The organism is Arsenophonus nasoniae DSM 15247 (assembly GCF_000429565.1).
GTDB classification, from domain to species: domain Bacteria; phylum Pseudomonadota; class Gammaproteobacteria; order Enterobacterales; family Enterobacteriaceae; genus Arsenophonus; species Arsenophonus nasoniae.
The window spans coordinates 1-12,486 of the sequence record NZ_AUCC01000045.1 but is presented as its reverse complement, the minus strand read 5'-3'; the positions used below and the strand labels follow the sequence as shown (position 1 = coordinate 12,486).

The window sequence follows — 12,486 nt, the reverse complement described above, 5'->3', positions numbered from 1 at the left end:
TTAGAGAGTAAATTTTATGGCAAACCAAACAACGGGACTAACCCGAATTATTAAAGCAACCGGTTATTCGCTGAAAGGGTTAAAATCAGCTTGGAAGAGTGAAGCTGCTTTTAGACAAGAAGCAATTATTGTGGTTATCGCTATTATTGTGGCTTTTTTCCTTGATGTGCAATGGATCGAACGGTTATTACTTATAAGTTCAGTGGTATTAATAGCCATTGTTGAATTATTAAATAGTGCGATTGAAGCAGTGGTTGATAGGATTGGTACAGAATTACATGAACTTTCCGGTAAAGCAAAAGATATAGGCTCAGCGGCTGTTTTTGTTTCAATTTGGTTAGCTATTTTTATTTGGGCAGTTGTGATTGGTAATCATTATTTCGTGAGCTAGTTATAAAAAATAGGGTTTTACACATTTATCAGTTTAAAATCTTCATATAACTGTATATACTTACAGTGACAATGTGCGAATGCCAATAATAGGGGGCGAAATGAAAGAATTAACATTGAGGCAGCAGCGGGTCTATGATCTGGTGCGTGAACACATTTCGCAAACGGGTATGCCTCCCACACGCGCTGAAATTGCTTCAAGTTTAGGTTTTCGTTCACCAAATGCAGCAGAGGAACATTTAAAGGCATTGGCGCGTAAAGGCGTGATTGAAATTGTTTCTGGCGCTTCTCGCGGTATCCGGCTACTACAAGAAGAAAATGAGGATGAAGGATTACCACTTATTGGTCGGGTTGCGGCAGGAGAACCATTACTTGCCCAAGAGCATATCGAAAGCCATTATCGGATTGATGCCACTATTTTTAGACCTAGTGCTGATTTTTTATTACGTGTTAATGGTATGTCCATGAAAAATATTGGAATTATCGATGGTGATTTACTAGCTGTACATAAAACACAGCAGGTCCATAATGGGCAAATTGTTGTTGCACGTATTGATGATGAAGTAACGGTTAAACGCTTTAAGCAAGCGGGTAGTAAAGTCGAATTAATTGCTGAAAATCCTGAATTTGAGCCAATTATTGTGGATTTGCGCACACAAAACTTAACTATTGAAGGACTCGCTGTTGGTATTATTCGTAATAGTAATTCATTTTAGTCATTTCACATCTAATTAATTTTTAAGTAAATTCAGTTTAATTTATTGAGAACAATATTATTATTTTCTAAATTTGTTTGATTTGTAATTAATTGGTATTAAGTAAGTTATTTTAAATTTTATTGATTATTTAATAAAGGCCGATTGTATAAACAACTGGCCTTTGTATCTCTATTTAACTCTAGTAATGCAGAGCTTTAACACGATTTTTTCTCGATTTTGTAGCAAGGCGAGCATAGTCCATGGCTTTCAACAACGGTATGGGATAACTGGAAACCAGTCTTTTTGGCTAATTTTATAATAGCGGTTTCTACTGTTTGACCATTACTCTCGGCAACACTGCCGCAACTGTCACAAATTAGCATAACTGAGGTATGTTTAGGATCCTCAAAATGATGACAAATAACATAGCTATTTGTTGATTCTATTTTGTGAATAAATCCTTGTTCTAAAAGAAATTCTAGACCACGATATATGGTAGGTGGTTTAGCTTGAGGTTCAGAAATTCTAAGTAGGTCAAGCAAATCATAAGCACTAATAGCACAAGGTTGGGCTGCTATAAGGCGCAATACCTCTTCTCTTTGTGGCGTTAAACGTACATTACGCGCTTGGCATATTTTCTTTGCTTGGGACAATATTTTTTCCTGATCTTGCTTTGTCATGAATTATCCTAATGTGAAGATCATTATAATAATGATATTATCATATTTATACTTTTTGATATCTACCATAGTTCTAAAATAAATAATATCTTTTACTATTTTCTAATAATGTTTTTTTATTTTCTAATGTTAGAAACGGATACTTAATTGGAAAATGGGATATATTGTGAGTAGTAATTAAGATGATTAATTTCAACTAGCTAGTGGAATTAATATAAATTATTTCTGCTTATATTGAGAGCTATAAAATTGATAACGAGTTTTACTTGCGATCAGATCTTCCGCTTTACTGAGATTCCTATCACAAATCTATTATATTATTTTTTTATAACTGATAATTATCAGTAACATTTTATATATTGCCTGATTTTTTAACGGAGTTTTTAATGAGTGATACCAAAAAAATACACCATGTTTTTATACTTATGGGGGTATCTGGTAGTGGTAAATCTGCAGTTGCGAGAGGGATCGCTCAGAAAACAGGAGCAGCGTTTTTAGATGGTGATTTTTTGCATCCTCGCGCCAATATTAACAAGATGTCGGATGGCCATGCTTTGAATGATTCTGATCGACTGCCTTGGCTTAAGGCATTGAGTGATGCTATTTTTGCTATGCAAAGAACAAACAGTGTTTCTTTGATTGTTTGTTCCGCTTTGAAAAAAAAATATCGAGATATTTTAAGAAATGGAAACCAGCATTCTGTCATTTTTTTATCTTGAAGGAGATTTTAAATTAATAGAAGGCCGATTAAAAAAGCGTAAAAATCATTTTTTCAAACCAAATATGTTGGTCTCACAGTTTGACACTTTAGAAGTACCTAGTAATGATGAAAAAGATGTGTATGTCATCGATATTAAGCCACCATTAGTTGAGGTTATTGATAATACAGTAAAATTAATTGATGAAATTATTACTAAGGAAAATAGATGAACACGCCTATACCTGAAACATTAAATATGCTGATGTTGACATTGACTGCTGCAGGCGCTGTCTTTTTATTGTTGTTTCTGGTTATGTATGCAAGATTACATGCTTTCATTGCATTGATGGTGGTTTCTATTTTAGCGGGACTGTTTTCTGGCATGCCGGTTAAAAAAATTATAGAAACAATGCAAGAAGGTATGGCAGGAACATTAGGGTTCTTGGCAATTGTCGTGGCTTTAGGCGCAATGTTTGGCCGAATACTTCATGAAACGGGCGCATTAGAGCAAATTGCCATCAAATTAATCACTTGTTTTGGTGAAAAACGAACTAATTTAGCCATTGGTATTACAGGATTGGTTTGTGCATTGCCACTTTTTTTTGATGTCGCAATCGTATTATTAATTGGTATTGTTTTCACCATTACTAACCGTTTAGGTGGCAATGTTGTTAAAACAGCTATACCACTCTTTGCCGGTGTAGCTGCTGCCGCTGCATTTTTACTTCCAGGTCCAACGCCTATGTTAGTTGCATCTCAGATGAATGCTGATTTTGGTTGGATGATTTTGATTGGCATATGCGCAGCTATTCCTGCAATGCTTATCGCCGGGCCATTATTTGGTAATTTTATTAGCCAGCATGTTTTTATTGCGTTACCTGAAAATTATCAAGGAAATGAGAGCAAAAAAGGCAAAATGCCGAGTTTTATGTTCAGCTTATTAATCGTACTATTTCCTTTAGCATTGGTAGGATTGAAAACATTAAGTAATTATTTTTTGGTAAAAGATTCTATTGCAGAGCAATGGTTAGAATTTATTGGCCACCCATTTATAGCATTGCTGTTAGCTTGTTTATTGGCTATCTATAGTTTAGGGTTTCGCTATGGTATGAATAGAGAAAAAGTGATGGAGATCTGCTCAGCAGCGATTCAACCGGCAGGAATTATTTTACTCATCACAGGCGCCGGAGGCGTTTTTAAGCAAATTTTAATAAATTCAGGGGTTGGGCCAGTATTGGGTAATGCGTTAATGAATACAGGTTTACCAATCGTATTGGCCTGTTTTGTCTTAGCGGGGGCTGTACGTATTATTCAAGGTTCAGCAACAGTAGCTTGTTTAACAACTATTGGACTTATATTGCCCGTTATTAGTGAGTTTGGCTATTCTGGCGCTCAATTAGCTGCTTTGGCTGTTTGTATTTCTGGCGGATCAATTGTATTAAGTCATGTAAATGACTCTGGATTTTGGTTATTTAGTAAATTTACTGGTGCTACTGAGGCCCAAACATTAAAAACTTGGACTTTAATGGAAACCATTTTAGGCACAGTTGGTGCGATTGTAGGGATGCTATTTTTTGTTTTTCTTTGAAGTTAGCAAATAAAATGGATTTTAAATGATGCTATTCTGGTAGCGATCAGTGTGTTTATGTTAAAAAATAATAAAATCCATACACGATAAATGTATGGATTTTATTTTTAGTAATTATTACAGCAAAGTTGATCAAATATGCTTTGGCATATTCTGTTGAACTTGGGTGATTAATTCTTCGTTACTTGAGAACATCTGTTGTAAATAACGATTATATTCTCTTCCAAGTTGTGAGTAATTTTTCAGATGGTCAATTAATACACTGGTATTTAATGAATTCTGAGTTCTACGTTGCTGTGCGCGTGAATTGCGTAATAATTGATATGCGTTATTGGTATTCAAATTTCTTAAGTATGCATTGACAGATGCATCGATAGATGAATATACCGCATAGCCTTTGATGGTACCTTTGCTATAGGTACACTTACGACCGCATTTCATGCCAAACAAGTTATTATTTTTCTGTGCTAATCCAGAAGCCCCCCAACCTGATTCTGTTGCTGCTTGGGTAACAACAAAATGGGTAGGAATAATATCCACACGACTTAGTAGATTGTTCCAGTTTAAGCTAGCAGGTGAACTGCATTGTATATTATAACTGGTGCAAATCTGATTTAGTCGTTGTTTGTCAGCGGCGTTCCAATTTTTATTGTAACGCTTGGATAATAACCACTGGCGATCTTGCATGATCTTGTAGTTATATTTTTCAATAATTGGGACAATTGCTTTTAAAAACGCTTTCTTGCGAGCCGCTCCTGATGGATATTTTCGCATATCAGGCAGACGGGTTAGTTCTTTTGTCTGCACAGGTTTGTGATAATACTCATTTAGAGACAAACTCGTACTGGTTGATGAATAACTAAAACTAGTTGATAACAATAACATCAAGAAAGCGAAGACGGCGTTAGTCCTCATCGTTCGAGAGGGCATGGCGCTTCTCCTCGTTTCAAGTTGAACAAAAATTGCACAAATCCTAGCAGATAAATTTAACAAGTGCTACTTATTATTAGCCATTTATTAGTTATACTTTAGTTTTAATTTGTTAATTTTAATGAAAAATAATTTTATTGTTATTTTACAATAAGTTAAATTTTAATGAGATTTAATATAGTTAAAGTTATTTAATCAATTACATGGGGAACTACTCTATTTTTAGCCAAAATTAATGATTTTATTGCTGCTCTAATTCCAAATTATCGCGAATTTCAGTAAATTTCGCTATTTGTGGAAAGTCTTCACGCGTCCAATAACCTTTTTTAGCGGGTAATACAGTAGAAAATTTTGTTGGCCACAGCTGTAGTTGCGCAAATTGGGCTAATTTATAGTGCTTATAATTCTGCGGAAGTGACAGTTTGTGCCCGTATTGGATATTTTTTAGTGGCATGACTGGCATACGGGTACTACTGGTTTCATAATCTCGTTTTAGGAGCAAAAATTTATCAGGGACATGCATTTTGCTATTCCACCATAGACTATCGACTTGATCGAACATTTGTTGAGTTTCGTTTTTAGCGTATGCGCCTAATTCTTTTAATGCTGATGGTAATGTTTTAGTCATACCAGCACTAAATTGTGACACTGAACTTGCTTGACCTTGTAAAATCAGTGTAAGGGCAATACGAGCACCTAACAGGTTGGAATAGAGATCTTCAGGTGAAAAAGCGGAAATGCCTTCAGAAAAACCAGGTACCGATTCATAGCCATAACTTTGAGCAATTTCATGCCAGGCAGCTAATTCAAACGCTAATTCAGCAGCGAGATAAGCACTTAATGTATAACGTTCAATATAGGAGATTGATAGTTTAGACACAAAAAGTTGTATTTTTCTGGCAGCTAATTCATCATCCAGTTGAATTTGATAATTTTCTCCCAGATGAGCAAAAATTTCAGTAAAAAGATATAAGGTATAATCTGCGGTATCTTTTACATGGGCAATGTCAATAAAGCCGCCTTTTTCAGTATAAATAAGGCCTAATTTTTCTTTACTAAGTCCGCTAAGTGCTGTCAAAGTTCCCCAAAAGCTATCATTGTAATGATGTTCACCTAGTTTGTTTGCTTCAACAATATTATCAATTCGATAAAAAGGGATTGGTATTTGCCACAGTTTAACTTTAAGGTTATAGCCAAAAGCACAACAAGGTCTTAAGCCTTACGGTGGTGCTATTGATTGCATAACAGGCCAAACCCTATGTGCTTCTTCGTCAGTTTCTGTTTTTAGTACTGGCTGTATGGTTATTGAAGTTGTCGTATTTTCTTTACAACTGATTAAGAAAATGCAAAAACTGATGACCTGAATAAATAATTTCAAATTCAACCTCCAATTTTTCACATACAGTAATCCATTCTGTTTAGCTGAATTATCTTTTTTGAAGATTGATGGTATCGGCCAGAAGTACATAAAGCAATCAACTTAATTAGTAATGTTATTTTATTTAAAAACGTAATTCGCCCGAGATATAAAAACTATTGCGATTATTAAATCCTACTTCAGATAAGATATTAAAGTGACGAGTAATTTCTATTCTCGCACCAATCGTGCTATTCCATTTGTGTGCTAGATGTTGTTTAACATCAAATTTCATATTAGGATCATCGAGCAATTTAACTAAGCTAGCGAATTCCTCGGGTAGATTCAGGTTACTAATATTACCTTTAAAGCGTTGAGTTATATCCTGGTACATTGCACCTAACCAAACTTGTACTTTGGTATTACCTTGACCTGATAATAAAGGTTGAAAAGTGAACTCGTAGCCGATGCGCGGCGTGATAACTAACGCACTGATATCGCCGTCTAAAATATCAAGGTTAGTGCGCGTATAATTTGCATCTAAGGTAGCAAAGAATTGCTTATACCCACCGGCAAGAACAACGCCACCACCGTAGGTTTTCCCTTCAAAATCTAATACGAAAGGCATATTTCGTGCAAAATCTAGTTCTGCCCCCGCCAAATAAACGCCAGCCAATCTGGTTTTCGAGGAACCTTTGGTTTTGCCGTAAACGCCATATATATTTAAAAAAGGTAATATCCAAGTATCTAATTTTAACATATGGGATTCATTTTTCTCGCGGGTATGGCCGGCATTTATTGTTATTAAATCAGAAAATCCTGGGTATTTTGGTGAGATAAAATTAATTTTATCTACGACTACGTCCTGCCGTAGGTTCATATAGCCATAACCAATACCAAATGGTTCAGGTAGAACATAACCGCTAGCTCGTGCTTCATTACCCATTACCCCAAATTGGCAAAATACGGGACTCACTTTGTACCGCTGGCCGGGATAGATCATCATCTCGTTGCTGCTGATAAGAGGACTCATTTACCGTGATTGACAATAATGGCCGCTCTTGTGCAAAACTGGAGTATGGGAGAGTAAAAGTCGTTATTAGTAACAATATTTTATAAAGGTGAATAGATTTCATTGATTTAAGGACACCATTTAATATGTAAAATGTTTAAAAAGTAGAGTAGCAAACCGGAATAGCTGACTTTGATTAAGCAGAGTGACCCAGCTATATTGTTATTTATTAAATATTTTTGTTAGTCACATTGCATATCCTATAAATTTGTAGAAATATAAATTATTGTCGAATATTTTTTTAATTATGGTCAGTTTTTGTAGTTAAAAGCATTCAGATTATATTTTCAATATAGAAAATCAAATTATTCTATTTCTTCATGAAAATCCTATAAATTTTTTTTTATGAAAAATATAACTCTGATTGATGGGCTATAGTCATATCAAAATTAACTTGTATTTATGATTATCTATTTTTTAAATTTTAATTAACTAAAACATATAAAACTTGTTTAAATGTGCCATGATAATGTGAATAAATCCTATGATGATTAGTTTCATCAGATGATTGTAGTAGAAATTGGGTTTTTTAGTGGTGAATATGTAAATATATTTTGAAATTATTTTAATAAATGTTATTTAAATGTTTTTTGATTAGACTCAAGGTAGACAATCATTTGAGTTCATTAAAAAATAACAGAAACAGCAGTGTATTAATTTTATCGATTGCTTAATTAGTTATCTATTTGATAATTACTATGGTTACTTTTTTTGATGGGGGCATTTTTTCAATATAAGATGTCTTTAACTTATCTAATATTGGATGCGTTATTTTGCTCTTAATAGTAGAAATTTTATCGTGTTAGTGCTTTTTACTATAAAAATAGTAGCTTTTTTATTTTAAATTTTCTTATTTGTATTATTGTTAATTTATTTGTCTAATTTTAAATTATTGAGAGTGAGTGTTGAAGTGGCTGACTAGAATAAATGCATTTATTTATTTTGATGAGTGGTTTTTTACTATTATTTTTAAAAAGATAGATACTCTTTGAACTTATTATATCAAAGAGTATGAATCAAAATTTAAACTGTTAAATAGAACGCAAAACAATAATGCCTGGCCGTGAGCGAATATAATCTAGTAGAGGTATATCAACAACTTTCATATTTTTTGTGAGGGATGAAGCGTTCCGAAAATAAATTTGTTCTCCTTTTTTAATAACCATGCCGACATGAGAAACATCTAAGCCATCCAGTTTTGAATAAATTCCTATGTAATCTCCAGTTTGTAATTTTTGTAATGTGTGTGAGTTTACTTTTTCTGATGGAATATAATTAATTTTGCGCTCGATGATGTTTAAATTAGGAATAAATTTGCCCCCATCGGATTTAAGATTAAGATGTTTGGTTACGGTGATATAGTTATCACTTATTTTATTCGTAATATCATTAGCATTTTGTGGAGAATTAGCAAACCAATCAGAGAAGAAATGCTTTCTTTTTAAGTAACTAACATTGCTATCTATATAGCGTGTATTTTTCAGATTTTCTAAAAATGTTTGTTTGCTGGTTGAATGACTAATGGCTTGTATGTAATCAAGTAAAGTGAAACAGTCAACACCATTGAAATTGACAACGAGATCTTCTGGTATAATAGGTGAGCCGATAAGTGTATTAGCCTGATAAGGTGTATCTAGGAAAGATGCTGATATTTCATTTAATAGAAAGCTTCTTTCAGCATGTTGATTAGGAATAACTTTGGTCGAGATTATTTTATCCAATTCTTGTTCCGTTTTTTTATCAATTTCTATGTTATAGGCTACAGCGTGACTGGATAAAATTAATGTTAAGAACAAAACAATGGATTTGAGCATACAAACTTCCTTATCGCCATACTATTGATCGTAAATGATATCAGGTTTTTATAAAATTGATAAATATATTGTTTTATTTGATTAATAACTTTTAGTTTTATTATATAACTTTATGATATAAATAATAATGAAATAATATAAATTTTTATTTATATAAAATTAATTAACAATATGATTTTATTTGAAATGATATATTGTTATAACCAATCTTAGTTGCTTTTATATGTAAGTTATTTTATATATATTTTCATTATTGTTAGTTGGTTGAAAGAGATGAAAATAATAAATAGTATCAATTTAAAAAATATTGATTATTGGCGATAGATAAGATTGAGTTTGTATTTAGCTATGATTTTATATTACTATATGGATTTTTTATAGTTAATGGTTCATTTTATAAAACTTAAGAATGTTAGAAAAAAATAATTTTATATTAATTTAATAAATAATGATGTAATTATTGTTTATATAATGTGATGATTGTGCAATTAATAGCATATCGATAGTTATTAATGTAATTTGGTATAGTTTTTTAGAAAACCATCGCACTGCTGTTTAATAGATAAGTCATTAAAAAAAATCACTTTTTATGATTATAAGTGACGATATTATAGGTTAAGTATTGTTAAGGTATGTTTATTAATGATTTATTAAATAATAATAATCTTAGCTATACTATAGGTTAGGTGAAAAATTTTATTATGATACGAAAACTGTATACTAAATATCATATTTTTTATATTACTGGTTGTTTATTGAAAATGATTGGATAAAATTTCATATTAACACATTGAAAATAGAATAACTATTATACTATTAAGGTTGATCATTTGTTAGTCAAGAGGTGGTAAGTTGTAGTTGATTTTTCTATATTAAGAAGAGTAAATAATGACGTTATTTATTATTTAGACTAAGTCTTGTTTACTAGTAATAATTTTTATCTCTGAATAAGGATAATATATGAGTATTAGTATAAATATTGGTAAGATGATTAAATTTAAACGAAAAGAAAAAGGATTATCTGGAGAATTATTAGCTAAAAAAATCGGGGTTAGCCAACAACCACTCTCACGTTATGAACGTGGTGTCAATGACATTAAAGTAAATACATTATATTCAATTACTCAAGCGTTAAATATACCAATTGATTCATTTTTTGCTGAACTAATAGAAAACGAATCAAAAAAGAAGCAGAGTAATGCCCAATCTGATGAATTTTCCTTGTTAGCAGAAAGTATTATTTTAGAATGATTAAATACAGATTATATTTAGCTTTGTATTTTATTTAAGATATTTTATTTTTAAAATTACTATATTTTGTCAATTAATTTTTACAATAGTCAATAGTACTATTATTTGATAATATAGATTTGGCTATAATGCAATATTGAATAACTATGTGTTAATATAAATATTCATGCAATTAATCATATTAAATCTTTAAAAAATTAAAATTTTAATTTAATAAATTTTGTCCTGTATAAATGTTTTTATTCTATTTTGATTATGATTTAATATAAAAAAATAATAAATTCAGTCTTGTATGCTAAAAACCATATAATATATTTTTTACTATATTTTTTACTATATTTATTTCTATAAAAATTGAAAAATAAAATAATCATAGAATATAAATATTGAGTTGTTAGGATTTTATATACATGGAATAAATAAATCTATTCTCTCGGTAGAAATATCTGGCTGATAAAGATAAAAAATAAAACTATTATTAACCGTTAATTATAATAATATAATACTATGATTTAAAAGTAAATTTGTATAATTTATTGTTACATATAATATTTTTAGGTAATTGTCAGATAGTGCTTTTGTTACTAGTATAAATAAGATATCTTAGTCCACAGTTATAATGAGAATGATGTTAATAAGTAATAAGGTTTCTAATTGAATATATTTTTATTTTTTTACTAACATAAGAATTTATTTTTGTATAAATATATTGAATAGGAAATTAATTATTATTGAAAAATAGTTAAGGTCATTCTGATTACTTTCTTAATACCTTTAATTATAACAAAGCTAAATTAATTTAGCTGTTTTGATAATCGAATAACATTTTCATTATATTTAATATTTTATATATAGATATATAATATTTAGTGCGTTTAATCTAATGGCATATGAATTAATAGATTAGTTTTTAATATAATAGTTGATTTGAAATGTATAATTTAATTTATAAATTGTGGTGAATTTATTTATTATTATTAATAATTTTAATATTATTTAAAAAAGGAAAACACATATGAGGATCATGTTATTAATTAATTTTATTATCTGTAATTTTTATTGTATGAATTTAGCCTTTGCGAAATGTAGCGCTGTTGCTGGACTACTAACAATAAGTGGAAGAGATATTATTGTAAAAAATGAAACGCCTGTTTCAACTCTATTAGATACTTTTTCATTAGGTTCTTTTCAAACTTATCGTTGTGATGATAATAATACAGCAAATATGCGAACAGGGGGAAAAGCTTATGGTGAATTTGCTACCTATATAGATGGAATTAGAGTATATAAAACTAATATAGAGGATATCGGTTATTCGTTTGGGGTCCAATCGATGTGTGGTGATTTATCATTTCCTACTGAAGGTTGGAGAGGAGATTTAGATAATATCGCGACTTGTTGGAATGAAGATATTTGGAATCAGATAACACATAATTTTGATGTTCGGATCTATAAAATAGGCCCTACTACAGGAAGTGGTATTGTCGAAAAGAAAAAAATTGGAGCCACTATTTTAGCATTTAATAACCAAAATACATTGGCCCATGAAAATTCAATTTTTTTAAGTAATTTTAGAGTGGTGACGTTGAATAATAATGATAGTAAGCCGAATAACAATGGTTCAATTGATAATAGTGGTGGCCAAAATGGAAATAGTGGGCAGGAAGGTAATAGTAGTGGGCAAGATAATAATAATGGCTCACTAGGCTGTGTCCCTTAATTGCTTGAGCTATAGTATCCATCTGTTTCTACGATACTTTGAATTATGGCTCGCTACGATCTTTCTGATGAAGCATGGGCAATCATTGAGCCCTTGTTGCCAACCGTTTTGACATCTTCGCGGGTCGGTCGGCCGTGGGCAGAACATCGCAAAATCGTCAACGGCATGTTCTGGATACTGTGTTCAGGCGCCCCATGGCGTGATTTACCTGAACGTTACGGCCCATGGAAAACCGTTTATAACCGTTTCAACAGATGGTCAAAGGATGGAACTATTAACATTATTT

9 protein-coding genes and 3 pseudogenes are annotated in these 12,486 nt (G+C 31.3%); 7 read left to right on the top strand and 5 right to left on the bottom strand.

Going from position 1 to position 12,486, the window contains the following annotated elements; genetic code table 11:
• Positions 1 to 16 precede the first annotated feature (16 nt).
• Both G468_RS0110295 and lexA read left to right on the top strand, forming a co-directional pair.
• Positions 17 to 391 (top strand): diacylglycerol kinase, encoded by a 375-nt coding sequence (locus G468_RS0110295; RefSeq protein ID WP_026823054.1) that lies wholly within the window; start codon positions 17 to 19, stop codon positions 389 to 391.
• A 100-nt stretch (positions 392 to 491) separates the two neighbouring features.
• The gene (lexA, locus tag G468_RS0110290; protein ID WP_026823053.1) at positions 492 to 1,106 is read left to right on the top strand and encodes a transcriptional repressor LexA; all 615 of its coding nucleotides are present in this window, start codon (positions 492 to 494) and stop codon (positions 1,104 to 1,106) included.
• Positions 1,107 to 1,303: 197 nt separating this feature from the next.
• On the opposite strand, the gene zur is transcribed toward lexA, so the two are convergent.
• Positions 1,304 to 1,768: a zinc uptake transcriptional repressor Zur gene (gene zur, locus G468_RS20495; protein WP_034249745.1), complete on the bottom strand. Its 465-nt coding sequence runs from the start codon at positions 1,766 to 1,768 to the stop codon at positions 1,304 to 1,306.
• Between the two features lie 386 nt (positions 1,769 to 2,154).
• Between zur and gntK the strand changes: the two are divergent.
• Positions 2,155 to 2,698: pseudogene (gntK, locus tag G468_RS20490) on the top strand (gluconokinase).
• A complete protein-coding gene (gene gntU / locus G468_RS0110275) occupies positions 2,695 to 4,056 on the top strand; it encodes a gluconate transporter (RefSeq protein ID WP_026823052.1) in 1,362 nt (453 codons plus the stop codon). Before gntK ends, gntU begins: the two are co-directional and overlap by 4 nt.
• A 132-nt stretch (positions 4,057 to 4,188) precedes the next feature.
• On the opposite strand, the gene G468_RS0110270 is transcribed toward gntU, so the two are convergent.
• From G468_RS0110270 to G468_RS0110255, 4 genes and pseudogenes are all read right to left on the bottom strand, one after another.
• Positions 4,189 to 4,986, bottom strand: a complete 798-nt coding sequence (locus G468_RS0110270) for a protein bax (protein WP_026823051.1) — start codon at positions 4,984 to 4,986, stop codon at positions 4,189 to 4,191.
• A 241-nt stretch (positions 4,987 to 5,227) separates the two neighbouring features.
• Positions 5,228 to 6,370, bottom strand: a pseudogene (locus G468_RS20485) (DUF4056 domain-containing protein).
• Between the two features lie 118 nt (positions 6,371 to 6,488).
• Positions 6,489 to 7,479: pseudogene (locus tag G468_RS20480) on the bottom strand (hypothetical protein).
• Between the two features lie 967 nt (positions 7,480 to 8,446).
• A complete protein-coding gene (locus tag G468_RS0110255; RefSeq protein WP_026823050.1) occupies positions 8,447 to 9,229 on the bottom strand; it encodes a DUF1460 domain-containing protein in 783 nt (260 codons plus the stop codon).
• Between the two features lie 960 nt (positions 9,230 to 10,189).
• Between G468_RS0110255 and G468_RS0110250 the strand changes: the two genes are divergently transcribed.
• The 3 genes from G468_RS0110250 to G468_RS0110240 all read left to right on the top strand — a co-directional run.
• Entirely contained in the window at positions 10,190 to 10,480 is a 291-nt protein-coding gene (locus tag G468_RS0110250) for a helix-turn-helix domain-containing protein (RefSeq protein WP_026823049.1), read from the top strand.
• Between the two features lie 1,015 nt (positions 10,481 to 11,495).
• The gene (locus G468_RS0110245) at positions 11,496 to 12,200 is read left to right on the top strand and encodes a hypothetical protein (protein ID WP_026823048.1); all 705 of its coding nucleotides are present in this window, start codon (positions 11,496 to 11,498) and stop codon (positions 12,198 to 12,200) included.
• Between the two features lie 45 nt (positions 12,201 to 12,245).
• Positions 12,246 to 12,486, top strand: a 241-nt coding sequence (locus G468_RS0110240; protein ID WP_026823047.1) for a transposase, incomplete at its 3' end; no start/stop codon positions are given.

What these genes read in the sequence shown, in the direction of transcription:
- zur (WP_034249745.1), bottom strand. Translation starts at nt 1,768, where the DNA reads ATGACAAAGCAAGATCAGGAAAAAATATTGTCCCAAGCAAAGAAAATA.
- G468_RS0110295 (WP_026823054.1), top strand. Translation starts at nt 17, where the DNA reads ATGGCAAACCAAACAACGGGACTAACCCGAATTATTAAAGCAACCGGT.
- gntU (WP_026823052.1), top strand. Translation starts at nt 2,695, where the DNA reads ATGAACACGCCTATACCTGAAACATTAAATATGCTGATGTTGACATTG.
- lexA (WP_026823053.1), top strand. Translation starts at nt 492, where the DNA reads ATGAAAGAATTAACATTGAGGCAGCAGCGGGTCTATGATCTGGTGCGT.
- G468_RS0110245 (WP_026823048.1), top strand. Translation starts at nt 11,496, where the DNA reads ATGAGGATCATGTTATTAATTAATTTTATTATCTGTAATTTTTATTGT.
- G468_RS0110250 (WP_026823049.1), top strand. Translation starts at nt 10,190, where the DNA reads ATGAGTATTAGTATAAATATTGGTAAGATGATTAAATTTAAACGAAAA.
- G468_RS0110270 (WP_026823051.1), bottom strand. Translation starts at nt 4,986, where the DNA reads ATGCCCTCTCGAACGATGAGGACTAACGCCGTCTTCGCTTTCTTGATG.
- G468_RS0110255 (WP_026823050.1), bottom strand. Translation starts at nt 9,229, where the DNA reads ATGCTCAAATCCATTGTTTTGTTCTTAACATTAATTTTATCCAGTCAC.